The sequence below is a fragment of the Candidatus Nitronereus thalassa genome (assembly GCF_032191465.1).
Lineage (GTDB): Bacteria > Nitrospirota > Nitrospiria > Nitrospirales > UBA8639 > Nitronereus > Nitronereus thalassa.
Map to the genome: position 1 here is coordinate 2,412,622 of NZ_JAQOUE010000001.1, position 14,984 is coordinate 2,427,605.

Consider the following 14,984-nt stretch of genomic DNA (forward strand, 5'->3'; position numbering starts at 1 on the left):
CTTCAAAAATTCTTTGGGCCGATTTGCCGAGAAAGAAAGTGTAACGTGGTTGCTGCTGTTTGCCTTCGCTTTGGGTTTTGGAACGCCCGTGGCCGGATCTACCTTAGTCGCCGTGGGGGATGAGGCCGCCAGCGTGGCGGCGGAAGGCAAGGTGGTCAATCGGTCGGTGCAGGTGCGAGCGGATTATGTGGGCATCGTGAGTTACTGAGATATTGTGTTACGGGGATTGCGTGAACGGTTGAAATTCGGCAAGACAATTGGTTTCGGAACGACCGAAGTTTTTCCTCTTCCAACGGATTGATCAAATTTTCTGTATAACCGTTTCTGTGGTCATGGTGTCGGTACTCGATTGCAGTGCATCCCTAAATCAAGCCACTAGAGAAAATTTTCCTGCTGCAAAAGATGTAGACTGCGATACTGCAGAGCCTCGGGTAGAATTTCAATGGGTCCCGCAAAACACCCGTCGCAGTTTCTCAGACTGGGCGCTCACTCTGGCTTCCGTTACCAAGCCGTTCCAGCGTCGCCCACACCCCATATCCTAGGTTATTGGCCGCGACATAGCTGTGCCGCGCCAATCTAGCTGCCAACGGCCACGTGTTTGGCTTCACCAGCACTCGCATGGCAATACGAGGAATATTGATAATCTCGAATCCTCCCAGAATCGGCGACAGATCTTCATCAATGTCGTCGGACACGCCCTTCATCGCCAGGCAGGGAATTCCTCGCTCCTTGCACAGCGCGGAAATTGTCTGACTTTCCATATCGACCGCAATTGCCTGACCCTTAGCCGCCAGTTCCCGGCGCGCCACTGGCGTCAACACCGGTTGGCTGACTGTGACTAGGGACCCCACATGAAAGGGAATATCTTTATTTTTAAGGGCCAGCTCTGTCTCGGCAACCAGTCTGGGATTGTCGGACTGCACAATGACCTCTCCCACCTGCACATTCGGACGAAGGGCACCGGCTAATCCCGAACAGATCATGAGATCGGGCTTTACTGAATCCAGGAACCTCACAACTCGCTTCTTGGCCACAGAAGGCACCATGCCGGATAGACACAACCTGAGTTCATGGCCGTTCATTTGAGCACCCCATGTTTCTTCTTCCTGATCAATTAGCCGGAGTTTCAATCGTCGACAGACTTCTCGCACTTCCCATTTCACTTCCGCCACCAATCCAATTTTCATCTTGTCTCTCCTTGAGTGGTATAGCCATGTTGGCGAAACCAGTTGACTGCTTCTTCCATCGCCTTCCGTAGGGAAGTTTGGGGAAGTCCAAGTTCGCTCATCGCCTTTCGACTGTCATATCGCATCGGTTGCCCCGCCATCCGCACCCCGTCCAACGATGCGCGTGGCTCACGACCACTGAGACGACCCATCATCTCTCCTGCCGCCCCGGCGATATAGGCGACTGCATAGGGAATTTTGAACCGCGGGGGGGTCTGCCCACTTACCTCGCCAAGAAGAGCCAGCACCTCTTCCAGGGACCGATTTTCATGGCCAAGGATATAGCGTTCCCCACAGCGACCTTTTTCCGCCGCTAGCCAATGGCCGAACGCCACATCTTCCACTGCGATCCAATTGAACACCGCGTCCAGATACGCCGGAAGCCGCCCATTGAGAAAATCGACAATCAATCGCCCCGTCGGCGTCGGCTTCAAATCCCACCCACCGATAGGAGTCGTTGGGTTTACGATGGTGATGGGCGCTCCCTGTCGAATCAGTTCCCAGACCGTCTGTTCGGCTAAGACTTTCGTCCGCTGATACACACTCCGGCATTCCTCAGGGAAAACAAAATCTTCTTCGGTTCCCAGTTGAGTATCCGAGCAGCGCACCGTCACGCCGCTCGAGGTATACACCATTCGTTGGACTCCGGCTTTCATTGCCGTTTCAAGAAGCCGGCGGGTCCCGCCGACATTGACCTCCCACATCTGCTGAGGGTCGGGCACCCAAAATCGGTAGTCTGCCGCGACGTGAAACAGAACATCGATGTCTGCGACCGCCTGTTCCAGCGAACCAGGATCATTCAGTGAACCCTCAAGGAAGGTAACAGGTATGTCCTTCAACCCTTGCCGATTGCTAGTAGGTCTGACCAGAACGCGCACATCGAGCCCTTGCCTGATTAACGTGCGAACAACATGGTTTCCAATAAAGCCTGTTCCACCTGTCACGAGCGCTTGCATATTCTTATTTTTGCTCCTCGTGTTTGGTTGAACCATGGACTTCGAGGCCGGGGCGAACGGAAAACGGTATACAAGCTTTTTTGGGATTCCTGGTTTCGCGGAAATGAGCTACGGCAGATCGTCTTTCTGTCAAGATGTCTGCCATCTGGAAGGAAACTCCTTGCTCTGGAATCTGCCTTTGTATCATGGAGCGGGTTCTCGCCCTTCGCGTATGTTTCCTCCTTCTATAACACCAACCGTGGACTAACTTTCAGGAGTTGTGTCGATTTCACATTCGTATTCTTCCACCGATGTGGCGTCCCGGCGGGAATCATCACGGCATCGCCTCGTTGGAGAGATTGGACGGAATCTTCAAATACTAACTGAACTTTTCCCTCAAACACGACTACCAACAATTCAGTTTCATGGGTATGGAGTTGCGAACCACTGGTTCCCCCAGAATCGAGCGTGACCAGGAGCGCTTCCAATTTTCTCGCTCCACTCCATGGCCCCAATGACTCGATTTGGGCTTTTGACCATTTGCTTTGCAGAACCTGTCGTTCGGTTTTTTTAACAATAAACGGACCGTCAGAGGAGGTGGATTGAAAAAATTCCCCAAGCGTGACGCCCAGAACCGTCGCGATGCGTTCCAGTGATGCGATAGAGGGGAAAGCCCGACCGAGTTCAACCTGGGAAATAAAACCCGCGGAGACCCCGCACTTAACGGCCAAAGCCCGTACCGACCATTGACGGGCTTTTCTCATTCGCCTGACGGCCTTCCCAACTCGGAGTTCCGTACTTTCGGATTTCCTTGGCTTCCCAGACATTCCTTAGACGTGCTTCTATTCGTTGAGTTTCAAAAAATGAAAAACGAATGCCGGGGAGTTCGGCCAATAGAATTCCTTTTTTCCTCAATGTTGAGGAAATGCTTAGTTTACCTAAGTATAGTATTACTATACATTTGTCAATTTTAATAATATTTAAGAATGATGCTGGGTATAATTGGACTTGCTGGATGTATTGGATTTCTTCCACTGACCCTGAGTACATGAGGGTTTAGTGATGTTTATTTCTTGGCTCGGGAAACAACCCAACCGGAGGACATCGAACACACGAAGAATCGTAAACTATGAAAAATCTGCAATTTCTAATAAATATCGAAAGGGATGGGACTGGGATTGAGATCCACTTGGCTCGTCATATGGGAGAGCGCCTTATGACAGAGAGATGGGCGAAGGTACGGAAGTGTCGTGGATTGATTCATGACATGTTATGAGTCACCGCATCGATTTGGCCAACCTGGGCGAGGCTGCATAGATACCAGGATTAATGGCATTCATCAGGACAGAAAAACACAACATACACAAAAATTGCCACACCTAGCGCAATCGCACCAAAAAGCAGCCAGCGGTTCTTCATAGTCTTTCCTCTTTTTCTCCTTAGATAAACTGGCCCTTCCATTACCTCAGAATCAATACTGAGCAGCCGATATGATGCACCACGCCATGGGACACACTGCCTAATAAAAACCTGCTCACCCCGGTTCGGGCATGAGAACGCATGACTATCAGGTCGCACTCACTGGCACCCGCTTCTTGGGTAATGGCTGATGCCGGCGATCCCAACACCGCTAGCCCTCTGGCGGTATAGCCCAAAGGACCTAACTTCTCAACGACCTGGTTGGTGATCTCTTTGCCATAGCTCATCATGTCTTTCCGGAAACCTTCCGGGATCATGGCACCCACGGGCCAAATGGGTTCCGAAAATGGCACCACATGCACCACGGTCACCTCAGGCCGTTCACGGAACGGATTTTTGCTGAGAAAATCCACTACACCTTGCCCATCTTCTTCATCAGCGATCGGAACCAGCATGCGTTGCAAATGCCGAATGGGAGACTTGATGACCAGCACAGGACAGGAGGCATGACTCATCACTCGGTGTGAGACACTGCCAATAACATGCTCTTGCAATTGCCCGACACCACGAGCACCCATGACAATCAAGTCGGCTTTCATGTCGTCGGCAGCCGCGAGAATGGCCTCGGCAGGCTTTCCTTCCACGATCCGCTTTTCCGTCGTGCCGTGATGTGGCGGCAATAAGGAGGCGGCGCGATTCACGACACTCTCGGCTTCTTCCTTCATCGCCTCTTCTACTGTCACCGACAACTCTTTATCCAAATTTGGTCCCAACGTGGGATAGGCGAGTCTGGGAAGATTGAGAGCATACATTACTCTCAAGGGGTGCGCTGGCGTTAAGCATTCCACGGCTCGCACCGCGTCGTAGGAATGATCCGAACCGTCAACGGCAAGTAAGACTTTCATGACATGACTCCTTTAATCAGAAAAACCAAATCACCTAATTACCTATTCCTTTGTCATCCTGAGCCAGCGGCGAAGGATCTGAATTCATTCACCATGAGGAGAGAAAAGCAGATCCTTCACTGCGTTCAGAATGACAAGCATATTTCTCGCATCATCGCCGCTCTTTCACCATATCGATTGCGCCAGACGGACATTCTTCTGCACACAGTCCACAGCCTTTGCAAAAGTCGTAATCAATTTTGTATCGCTGCCTCGGTCCGAGTTTGATGATGGCATTATCGGGACACATGCCGTAACAGTTGTCGCACTCGAAGCAGGTGCCGCACGACAAACAGCGCCGTGCCTCTAACAAGGCAGTGTCTTCGTTGAGACCACCGACCACTTCATCAAAACTCACTTGTCGCTTAGCCATTACCAGCTGAGGTTGATGACTCTGGCCTGCATCGGTGTAGTACCAAGGATTCAGACGACCAAATGAAGCCAGGGGATTGGATGCAGGTTTGGCAAATTCGGTCCCACGCAGATAGGCATCAATATGTCGGGCGGCTTTTTTGCCGTGACCCGTGGCCACCGTCACGGTTCGTTCAGCAGGGACCATATCTCCTCCGGCAAACACCCCGGCGCATCCTGTCATCATTCGATGATCGACTTGTATGACGCCGTCACCTGAAATTTCTAGCCCAGGAACATTTCGGAGAAAACCTGTATCGACTTCTTGGCCTAATGCCAACACTAGCGAATCTGCTTCCAACGTTTCGAACCGACCCGTAGGTTGGGGTTTTCCATTCTGATCCAGGGCCATCTCTTCCACCGTGAAGGTTGTATCGTCGATCTGTTTTATGGTGCGGAGCCATCGTACGAGAATACCTTCTTCCAGCGCTTCCTCGACTTCAAAATCATGAGCCGGCATATGTTCACGATCCCGCCGATAGATGATGATGGCTTCTTCCGCGCCTAAGCGCTTCGCGGTCCTGGCCACATCCAACGCGGTATTGCCTCCACCATACACGGCCACACGACGCCCAATTTTTGGCGGCGCTTCCCCCTCCATCTTTTCAAGAAACGACAGAGCATCCAAAATTCGCCCAGCGTCTTTTCCTGGAACTTCCGCGCGTTTACTCAAATGAGCGCCGATAGCTAGAAAAGTCGCGTCAAACTTTTCTGACTCGATCGTGGCCTGCAGATCTTCCACTTTGCGATTCAAATGGATCGTGACCCCCATGCCTTCAATGCGAGCAATCTCGGCATCCAGCACTTCGCGAGGGAGTCGATATTTTGGAATGCCAAATCGCAACATGCCTCCAGTTTTTGGGCCAGCCTCATAGATTGTCACTTGATGCCCAAACCGCGCTAAATGATAGGCTGCGGAAAGGCCACTGGGACCAGCGCCAATAATCAACACATGTTTTCCTGTTGGCGCCCCAGGTTCAATCTTCCAGTTGTTCTTGGCCGCCAGGTCACCCAGGAACCGTTCGACGGCATGGATGTTCACGGCTTCGTCTAATTGTTCACGATTACATGCATCCTGACAGGGGTGATAACACACACGACCGTGAATCGCAGGGAAGGGATTGTCTTCCATAATCTTGAGCCAGGCTTCGTGATACTTACCCTCTTCCGCTTCGAAGAGCCAGGCTTGGATATTTTCCCCTGCGGGACAGGCCCGATTACACGGCGGGAGATGGTCTGAATATTCCGGCCGCATCGTGCGCCAATTGCCCGTATGATTGGCGAGACTCGAACTAGGATCGAGTGTGATGGCAAATGGTTTACGTTCCACGTTCTTGTTCCTGTTCACGCAATCCATACTGTTGGATGTTGGCATCCGCGATTGCCTGAATCGCTGCTATCCCAGTTGTATCTGGCGGATCGCCAAACAAATGTTTAAACCGTCCCTGTAATTCCAAGTACCGTTCAACTGAAACTTTGCGACGAATCGGGGTTCGATCAACAACCGCTCCATGCTCCGCTTCAAACAATGGAAACAACCCACTCTCCACAGCCATCCGGGCCACCTTAATCGTCAACGCAGGATCAGATTTCCATCCAAGCGGGCAGGGCACATGAATATGAATATATCGTGCGCCACGAATGTCCATGGCTTTGGTCACTTTGGCTTCCAAGTCATGCAGATCCGCGACAGAGGACGTGGCCACGTATGGAATCCCATGCGCCATGGCAATCGCTGGAAGATTTTTTCCAACGCCGACGGGATTGCCGGGTTCCGGCCCCACCGCTTGCGTGGTGTTCGTCCAAGCACGTGCCGGGGTCGATCCTGACCGTTGCACGCCAGTGTTCATGTAGGCTTCGTTGTCATAGCAGATGTAGAGAACATCGTCGTTTCGCTCGAACATGCCGGACAGACACCCAAAACCAATATCGACCGTCGCGCCATCGCCGCCCTGCGCGATGACTTTTGTCTCCTTCTTTCCCTTCGCTCGCATGGCTGCGGCTACTCCGCTCGCCACGGCTGGAGCATTGCCAAACAACGAATGCATCCAAGGAATTTGCCAAGCACTTTCTGGGTAGGGGCTGGAGAACACTTCCAAACATCCGGTGGCATTCACCGCCACCAGGTTTTTGTTGGCTGCTCGCATGGCTGCATCGACAGCATACCGCGCGCCCAATGCTTCCCCACACCCCTGACAGGCTCGGTGACCGGAGTTGAGGGAATTCGTGCGATCTCTTTGGGACTGGATTGTTTGGTTGTTTTCATTCAATAACCGATTCCCAACCGTGAAAGTTCCGGTTTGATAAAATTTCACTTGTGGATATGACATGGTGGTTATCCTGCCTTCACTCCAAATGTTCCGGCCTCTCGCAGAAGGTTTTCCGGGGTGGGACCAGATCGACGTTTGGCTTGTTGACGAACCAACTCGTGATTAATGACATCCCAATTCAAATCCAGGAAATGGGGTTCCTCTAGCCCTTCTTCGGAAAGCGCTTCATGCACGACCCGTACAATAGATGCTTTGGGAATGGCTCGTCCTCCCAATCCTGCAATCACCGTCTCGACCATCACGGGCAAATGTCGAAGCGCCATTTTCACTTCACTCGATACGATACCGCCCTTGCCCACGGACAAATCCTTTTCCACCACAATCACCCTTTTTGCCTGACCCAAGGCTTGTCGCAATGGGTACTTGGGGAATGGTCGATACGATACGATCTTCACTGCACCAACGGCGAGACCTTCCTTCCGTAAATCATCCACAGCATCCTTAATCGTGCCATTCACCGAACCGAGGGCGACAATAATAGTCTCCGCACCCTCTGTTTGATAAGACTCCAGCAATCCGCCGGAAGGGCGACCGAAGGGTTGTTGAAATTCTTTTTGGATTCTGGGAAGGGCTTCGAGCGCCTGGAGATGTTTATGATGCGCCAAATATCGAACTTCCATAAATGCATCAGGTCCCACCATCGAACCGATGGAAACAGGATCAGCAGGGTCGAGCATCTGAACCGGCTCGTACGGCGGAAGAAAGAAATCCACTTGTTCTTGAGTCGGAAGATCCACGGCCTCCACTGCATGCGTGAGGATATAGCCATCCATGCACACCATGACTGGGCAGCTTAAGGATTCCGCTAAGCGAAAGGCTTGAATGTGAAGATCGACCGCCTCCTGATTGTCCTCGGCAAACAATTGTATCCATCCCGAATCTCGTAGTGCCATGCTATCCGAATGGTCATTCCAAATATTGATGGGCGCTCCTACTGCGCGATTGGCAATGGTCATGACGATGGGCAAACCGAGACCCGCCGCGTTATAGACGGCTTCGGCCATGAACAACAGACCTTGGCTCGTCGTTGCGGTGTACGTTCGTGCACCAGCCGCCGACGCACCAATCAAGACACTCAAGGCGCCAAATTCTGATTCCACGTTGAGAAACTGGCACGGGCCGACTTCCCCGGCTTTCACTAGACACGATAGCGTTTCCACAATATGGGTCTGGGGGGAAATCGGATAACAGGCCGCCACTTCTGGGCGGCACATGGCAACAGTCTTAGCAACGGCTTGTGATCCTTCAATTTGTTGTTTCACTTTTTGTCTTCCTCCTCTTCCTCTTTTCTCTTCGTAAAAGGGAGAGACGTCTACACGGCTACCTGTGACCCCACATAGTCATAGGCCTCTCTCGCAATTTCAATATTGAGTTCGCCTATCGAGCCAGGAAATTTTTCCTGAATGGCCTTTTCGATAGATGACAAGGAAACTTCTTGCGTCAGGGCCGCAAAACCGGCGACTAACGCGGCGTTCGGAAGGGGACGATGGAGAAATTTGTTGGCAATGTCCGTGGCTGGAAAGATACAACACTGATGTTCCGATAACGTGGAACACAGCTCATCTATTCCCAATTCACGAGCGGTTCGGGTTGAGTTAATCAGCACGGCACCATCAGACTGTAAGCCAGCAAATACCTCGACCTGGTGAAGAAGAGTCGAATCCTGAACAATAATCACATCAGGATTTACGATGGGTTCTCGTGCTCGTAGTTGGCGGTCGCTGATCCGACAGAAGGCCGCCACCGGCGCTCCTGTCCGCTCAGATCCAAAACTGGGAAAGGCCAAGGCAAATTTTCCATCCAGAAACGAGGCCATGGACAACAGTTCCGCCGCTGTCACCACGCCTTGCCCTCCACGGCCATGAATTCGAACTTGCAGCATGAATCCTTTTCCTTTAGCTCATGATTTTCAATGCAAAATAGGGAACAACAAAAAACACTAAGACGACAATTTTGTACTGCGCCAAATATTGAAAATAGGCACGAAGGAGATCTTGCTCATTTAATCCAAAAAAATAGCTATGGATTTTTATGGCTGTTTCTCGCATCCACGCCACAAAGAAAAAAGAAACTAAGAGGAAGCAGATGTTGATTACTGAAGCCCAGCCCAGAAGTTCCGTCAGTTCTGTGATAGTCATCATGTTGGGACCTCCTGGCTTGGGGTTTCCTTCATTCCTCTTACTTCTAAATCCCACGCAAGAAGGATGCCGGCAATCGTCACCATGCCCAACCACCTGACTTTCGATGATTTTTCGCAGGCGAAAGCCTCGGAAGGTCTAATAGAACTGAGGAGGAGGGGGACTGATGAAATCTATTGAGTTGGGGTAAAATGCGTCACTGAGGAATTTTTAAAATATCCCCACTTTGATACCGGTAGGCCCCATTCTTAAATATCCCCTAGTGAAAAAGCATTCTGAAGATTAGGAGCGCACTGCAATTTTATCCTAGATCTTCACTGATGGAAGGAATACGTTTTGCATCACAATATTGATATGTCCTTGGAATGGCTGGTTCAATCCTTATGAAAGTGTTGGCCCTGAATTACGGAAGCTCCTCTATAAAATTTTTGATGGCTGAGTCACGCCCAAGCCATGACATGCTTTACCCCTTGGGTCGAGGATCTATCGATGGAATAGGCACTTCTCAATCAACGTTACGTCTTTACTTCTCAGACCGTCCCCCTGTTCAGGAAAGTTTGGTGGCTACCAACCATACCCAAGGCACAACATTCCTTTTTGATCATTTCAACCTCTATGAGGAATTTTCTCCATCAACGATTCATGCGGTTGGCCATCGTGTGGTTCACGGCGGCGATGTATTCACCCAACCAACCGTGGTCAATGCTGGAGTCCTCTCGACGTTAGAACGTCTTTGCGACCTTGCTCCTCTGCACAACCCCCTTGCCCTGAAAGGTATTCAAGAGACCCGAACTATTCTGGGAGAATCCGTAGCCATGGTGTGTGTCTTTGATACAGCGTTTCATCACGACATGCCAAAGGTCGCCTCCACGTATGCGATTCCCCATGAGTTGGCCACTCGTCATCATATCAAGCGATATGGGTTCCATGGCATTGCCCACGCGTCGCTTGTTCAGGGGTATGTCACGCATAGGGGAGAGAGTCATCAACAAGATCGCGTAATCAGTTTGCACTTGGGCAATGGGTGCTCCATCACGGCCTCGAAAGGAGGTCGATCGGTTGATACTTCAATGGGATTCACTCCATTAGAAGGCTTAGTCATGGGCACGCGCTCGGGCGACCTGGACCCGGCTCTTGTGAATTATCTAGCCGAGAAGGAACACGTGACATGCGCCGAAGTTGAAAAGTGGCTGAATCACAAATCAGGGCTTTTGGGGGTGTCCGGACAATCTTCGGACATGCGCATGCTTTTGGAGGCAGCCAATCATAACCATGATGAACAAGCCACCTTGGCCATTGACCTATTCTGTTATCGGGCACGGAAATACATTGGGGCGTACCTTGCAACTTTAGGCGGAGCGGAGGCGATTATCTTTGGAGGTGGGATTGGGGAGGCATCGCCGGACATCCGACAGCGCATCTGCGAGAATCTGGAATGGTGCGGGTTGCAACTCGAACCGACAAGAAACGAGCAAGCCATTCACCTCTCTCCTGGAATGGCCACCTGCATTACCAAAGACCAGGCTCACCTTCCAGCCTATGTCGTTGCCGCTGACGAGGAAATGCTAATCGCTCAGCAAACTGTGGAATGTCTGACTCGATCGAATACAACATAATGCCTTTACACTGATTAACCTCTCTCATACTCAATAGCACTTGGAGACTACCATGCCTACTTCAACATCAAAATCCAAAACTTTGATGCCGGCGTTGTTGAAACTGATGGATGCCTATTGGCGGGCAGCTAACTATCTCTCCGTGGGGCAGATCTACTTGCTTGATAATCCCCTGCTGCGCCAGCCGTTAAAAGTTGAGGATGTGAAACCCAGGTTACTAGGACATTGGGGTACGACCCCTGGACTCAATTTCATTTATGTCCACTTGAATCGTGTGATTAAGGAACACGATCTCAACATGCTGTACATCGCCGGACCTGGCCATGGCGGCCCCGCGCTTGTGGCGAATACTTATTTAGAAGGCACCTATAGCGAGGTCTACCCCGACATCTCGCAAGATACGGAGGGAATGAAACGGCTGTTCAAGCAGTTTTCCTTTCCCGGAGGAATCCCGAGCCATGTGGCCCCGGAGACGCCAGGATCGATTCACGAAGGTGGAGAACTAGGCTATGCGTTGTCACATGCATTTGGGGCGGTGCTGGATAATCCGGATCTCATCGTATCCTGTGTCGTAGGAGATGGGGAAGCAGAAACCGGTCCTTTGGCCGCAGCCTGGCATTCGAATAAATTTCTTAATCCGGTCACAGACGGCGCGGTCTTACCCATCTTGCATTTGAATGGCTACAAGATTGCCAACCCCACGGTCCTGGCTCGTATTCCCCACAAGGAGTTGGAAAGTTTGTTTGTCGGGTATGGGTATCATCCGTTGTGGGTGGAAGGCGATGATCCCGCGACCATGCACCAATTGATGGCCGAAACCATGGACAAGGCAATCCAGCAGATTCATCGCATCCAACATTCCGCAAGAAAGAAAGGGGAGGCGACGAGACCCTTATGGCCTATGATTATTTTGCGAACGCCAAAGGGATGGACCGGCCCCAAAGAAGTAGATGGACAAAAAGCGGAAGGATATTGGCGATCCCATCAAGTTCCATTCTCCGGGATGGCTGGCAATCCTTCGCACTTAAAACTTTTGGAAAAATGGATGAAGAGTTACAACCCGGAAACCCTGTTTGATGAGAACGGCCAATTGAAACCCGAACTGGCAGCCCTCGCCCCCACCGGCCTTCGGCGCATGGGCGCGAACCCACATGCTAATGGCGGCTTACTCCTCAAGGCGTTAAAAATGCCGAATTTTCGAGATTACGCGATCGAGGTCTCTCAACCCGGACAAGTCATTGGCGAAAGCACGCGAGTGATGGGACAATTTCTTCGGGACGTCCTGAAGCGGAATCTCGAACAAAAAAACTTTCGCATCTTTGGGCCAGATGAAACCGCGTCCAATAGATTAGGGGCGGTGTTCGAAGTCACCAGTCGTGCCTGGGTCGCCGAGACCTTGCCCGAGGACGACCACTTAGCCGCCGATGGTCGGGTGATGGAAATTTTGAGTGAACACACCTGCCAAGGGTGGTTGGAAGGGTACTTGCTCACCGGGCGTCACGGTTTCTTTAACACGTATGAGGCCTTTGTCCACGTCGTGGACTCCATGTTCAACCAACATGCGAAGTGGCTCAAAGTGACTGGAAAAGAAATTCCTTGGCGTCAACCGATTGCCTCACTGAACTATTTACTGTCGTCCCATGTGTGGCGACAGGATCACAACGGGTTTTCGCATCAAGACCCAGGGTTTATTGATCATGTGGTCAACAAGAAAGCCGAAGTGATTCGGGTGTATCTCCCGCCGGATGCCAATAGTCTCTTATGGGTGACGGATCATTGTCTGCGGAGTCGAAATTTCATCAATGTGATCGTGGCCGGCAAACAGCCCCAACCGCAATATCTGAACATGGACGCCGCTATCAAACATTGCACCGCAGGCATCGGGATGTGGGAATGGGCGAGCAATGACAAAGGGGCTGACCCCGATGTGGTTCTCGCTTGTGCCGGCGACACCCCAACGTTGGAAACGCTCGCGGCCGTGGATTTGCTTCGCCAATACCTTCCTGACCTGAAGGTCCGTGTCATTAATGTCGTCAACCTCATGAAACTTCAACAGCCACGCGAGCATCCCCACGGTTTAACGGATAAAGAATTTGATACACTCTTTACAACGGACAAACCGATCATCTTTGCGTTTCACGGCTATCCCTGGCTGATTCATCGTTTGACCTATCGACGAACGAATCATTGGAATCTGCACGTTCGTGGGTACAAAGAAGAAGGCACGACCACCACGCCATTTGATATGGTCGTTCGCAATGATCTGGATCGTTTTCACTTGGTAGAAGACGTCATCGACCGCGTTCCCAGACTCGGCTATCACGCGGCCTACGTGAAACAAGCCATCCGCGACAAACTGATCGACCACAAGGAATACATCGCGAAGTATGGAGAGGATATGCCGGAGATTCGGAATTGGAAATGGCCGGGGAGGTAAGAATCCTTGCTTGTCATCCTGAGCCAAGGGAAGGATCTGCATTTAGGGGGTGAGATTCTTCGTTATACTCAGAATGACAAAAATGATGAATCCCTTTCCTATCGGGGCATCCCCCGCTCGACGAGGTCCTTTTGTTTCGACAAAAGGACCTAAAACCATGTTCGCCCGTGCACGGCCCTCCAGAGAATGGTGAGAGGAATTTATTCACCATTCTCTTCCGGGTGCCTCCGCCATAACCCCGAATTAAATGGCTCAGGAACTCGCAAGGCTCAAACAGTCTTCGCCAAAGAACTCGATTCGGGATTGTGGCTCCGTTGCACCCAAGGCGCAGAGAACAAAGTTTTTGATTGGGAAGATCGCAGGTTCTATAATCATAAAATATAAATCTTTCCAAAATTACAATTTTAAATTTTCACGGGCTTTAAGCTGTCTTTTTCATACAAGGCCGCCCTTGACGAATGGAATACTTTAGCGATCAAGAACATGGCTCCAAAGCACGGACTGAAGACGTAATATTGCCAAGCGTTTGGGGCGGTATAGTAGCAGCGGTGAAAGGGCTCATTTCCACAGGAGCTTTTGGTGAACATTTTCCCGAAGTATGCCTAGATGGAACATTACCAGTGGGCACAGATGAATCGGCATTCTCTCTGGCAATTCAGGCAGAGATCCCTGAGCTAGAGTGGCCACTGAAAACAACTCAAAGGCAGCAAGAAGGATATCGCTGGGAAGAAATTCCGTACTCTCCCTCTGAACTAGTCGTTTTAGACTTTGTACAATTCTGTTATTTACATGTCTCTAAACCCATTCAGGGCACTTATCATGAATGGCACAAGCATTACCATTTGTCTTTTGATTCCCAAACTGGGAAAGATGAGTTTCGCCAAAAGATTAATCGGATATTTTCTCGAAATGGCGTTTCATACGAGTTAAAACAGGATGGCAATATTATTCGGTTAGCTCCGGCTGTCCTTAGGGAGGAGTTAGAGTCAGCTAACTTCTCCACTGGTGATGGCACCTTGAATCAAATGTTGGAGGAGGCCCGTAGAAAGTTTCTCGATCCAAATCCTACAATTCGCCGAGAGGCTGTTGAGCGTTTATGGGATTCATGGGAAAGATTAAAATCCATTGAAGTGCCTTTAGACAAAAAGGATTCTATTTCTCAGCTTCTTGATAAGGCTGCAGCTGAGGAAAAATTTAGGGGATTATTAGAGGAAGAAGCTCGCAAACTATCAGATATTGGGAACACATTTCATATTCGGCATTCTGAAGTAACGCAAACGGCAATTAACGAGCCCTTACATATTGATTATCTATTCCACCGTTTATTCTCCATGATTTTATTGTTAATTAGGGCTAGGAACATTTAATGTGAAAAGATTTAACAATTCATTTTTTTGGCTTTTCCATCGCCAAAGGGCTTTCTCTCTCTGCTTATTTACCATAGTGAAAACTGAAAAAGACTTTACAAGCTAAGAGGAAAATCCATTTACCCTAAATATTATTTTCCCCATCGGAGGTTGGCAATCTA

Annotated in this window: 12 protein-coding genes; 3 read left to right on the forward strand and 9 right to left on the reverse strand. The window is 50.4% G+C overall.

The window, feature by feature from the left end:
- Window positions 1-473: 473 nt before the first annotated feature.
- The 9 genes from PPG34_RS10925 to PPG34_RS10965 all read right to left on the reverse strand — a co-directional run bounded on the left by PPG34_RS10925 (window position 474) and on the right by PPG34_RS10965 (window position 9,406).
- Window positions 474-1,187 (reverse strand): phosphorylase family protein, encoded by a 714-nt coding sequence (locus PPG34_RS10925; RefSeq protein WP_313833328.1) that lies wholly within the window; start codon window positions 1,185-1,187, stop codon window positions 474-476.
- A complete protein-coding gene (hpnA, locus tag PPG34_RS10930; RefSeq protein ID WP_313833329.1) occupies window positions 1,184-2,182 on the reverse strand; it encodes a hopanoid-associated sugar epimerase in 999 nt (332 codons plus the stop codon). The genes PPG34_RS10925 and hpnA overlap by 4 nt, the downstream gene beginning before the upstream one ends.
- Window positions 2,183-2,406: 224 nt before the next feature.
- The gene (locus PPG34_RS10935) at window positions 2,407-2,988 is read right to left on the reverse strand and encodes a helix-turn-helix domain-containing protein (protein WP_313833330.1); all 582 of its coding nucleotides are present in this window, start codon (window positions 2,986-2,988) and stop codon (window positions 2,407-2,409) included.
- 633 nt (window positions 2,989-3,621) lie between these two features.
- The gene (locus PPG34_RS10940; RefSeq protein WP_313833331.1) at window positions 3,622-4,485 is read right to left on the reverse strand and encodes a universal stress protein; all 864 of its coding nucleotides are present in this window, start codon (window positions 4,483-4,485) and stop codon (window positions 3,622-3,624) included.
- Between the two features lie 151 nt (window positions 4,486-4,636).
- Window positions 4,637-6,265 (reverse strand): NAD(P)-binding protein, encoded by a 1,629-nt coding sequence (locus PPG34_RS10945; protein WP_313833332.1) that lies wholly within the window; start codon window positions 6,263-6,265, stop codon window positions 4,637-4,639.
- A complete protein-coding gene (locus PPG34_RS10950; protein WP_313833333.1) occupies window positions 6,255-7,265 on the reverse strand; it encodes a thiamine pyrophosphate-dependent enzyme in 1,011 nt (336 codons plus the stop codon). The genes PPG34_RS10945 and PPG34_RS10950 overlap by 11 nt, the downstream gene beginning before the upstream one ends.
- Before the next feature lie 5 nt (window positions 7,266-7,270).
- Window positions 7,271-8,527, reverse strand: coding sequence for a transketolase C-terminal domain-containing protein (locus PPG34_RS10955; RefSeq protein WP_313833334.1), 1,257 nt, complete (start codon window positions 8,525-8,527; stop codon window positions 7,271-7,273).
- 50 nt (window positions 8,528-8,577) lie between these two features.
- A complete protein-coding gene (locus PPG34_RS10960; RefSeq protein WP_313833336.1) occupies window positions 8,578-9,147 on the reverse strand; it encodes a 2-oxoacid:acceptor oxidoreductase family protein in 570 nt (189 codons plus the stop codon).
- 13 nt (window positions 9,148-9,160) lie between these two features.
- A complete protein-coding gene (locus PPG34_RS10965; RefSeq protein WP_313833337.1) occupies window positions 9,161-9,406 on the reverse strand; it encodes a DUF6868 family protein in 246 nt (81 codons plus the stop codon).
- Window positions 9,407-9,786: 380 nt separating this feature from the next.
- Here PPG34_RS10965 and PPG34_RS10970 point away from each other — a divergent pair, with 380 nt between their 5' ends.
- From PPG34_RS10970 to PPG34_RS10980, 3 genes are all read left to right on the forward strand, one after another.
- Window positions 9,787-11,019: an acetate/propionate family kinase gene (locus tag PPG34_RS10970; RefSeq protein WP_313834281.1), complete on the forward strand. Its 1,233-nt coding sequence runs from the start codon at window positions 9,787-9,789 to the stop codon at window positions 11,017-11,019.
- Window positions 11,020-11,071: 52 nt separating this feature from the next.
- Window positions 11,072-13,456 (forward strand): phosphoketolase family protein, encoded by a 2,385-nt coding sequence (locus PPG34_RS10975; RefSeq protein WP_313833338.1) that lies wholly within the window; start codon window positions 11,072-11,074, stop codon window positions 13,454-13,456.
- Between the two features lie 458 nt (window positions 13,457-13,914).
- Window positions 13,915-14,823 (forward strand): AbiJ-NTD4 domain-containing protein, encoded by a 909-nt coding sequence (locus tag PPG34_RS10980; RefSeq protein ID WP_313833339.1) that lies wholly within the window; start codon window positions 13,915-13,917, stop codon window positions 14,821-14,823.
- Window positions 14,824-14,984 lie beyond the last annotated feature (161 nt).

Coding starts and splice junctions, on each gene's coding strand:
- PPG34_RS10980 (WP_313833339.1), top strand. CDS start 13,915: ATGGAATACTTTAGCGATCAAGAACATGGCTCCAAAGCACGGACTGAA.
- PPG34_RS10975 (WP_313833338.1), top strand. CDS start 11,072: ATGCCTACTTCAACATCAAAATCCAAAACTTTGATGCCGGCGTTGTTG.
- PPG34_RS10935 (WP_313833330.1), bottom strand. CDS start 2,988: ATGTCTGGGAAGCCAAGGAAATCCGAAAGTACGGAACTCCGAGTTGGG.
- PPG34_RS10925 (WP_313833328.1), bottom strand. CDS start 1,187: ATGAAAATTGGATTGGTGGCGGAAGTGAAATGGGAAGTGCGAGAAGTC.
- PPG34_RS10950 (WP_313833333.1), bottom strand. CDS start 7,265: ATGTCATATCCACAAGTGAAATTTTATCAAACCGGAACTTTCACGGTT.
- PPG34_RS10970 (WP_313834281.1), top strand. CDS start 9,787: ATGAAAGTGTTGGCCCTGAATTACGGAAGCTCCTCTATAAAATTTTTG.
- PPG34_RS10965 (WP_313833337.1), bottom strand. CDS start 9,406: ATGATGACTATCACAGAACTGACGGAACTTCTGGGCTGGGCTTCAGTA.
- PPG34_RS10940 (WP_313833331.1), bottom strand. CDS start 4,485: ATGAAAGTCTTACTTGCCGTTGACGGTTCGGATCATTCCTACGACGCG.
- PPG34_RS10960 (WP_313833336.1), bottom strand. CDS start 9,147: ATGCTGCAAGTTCGAATTCATGGCCGTGGAGGGCAAGGCGTGGTGACA.
- hpnA (WP_313833329.1), bottom strand. CDS start 2,182: ATGCAAGCGCTCGTGACAGGTGGAACAGGCTTTATTGGAAACCATGTT.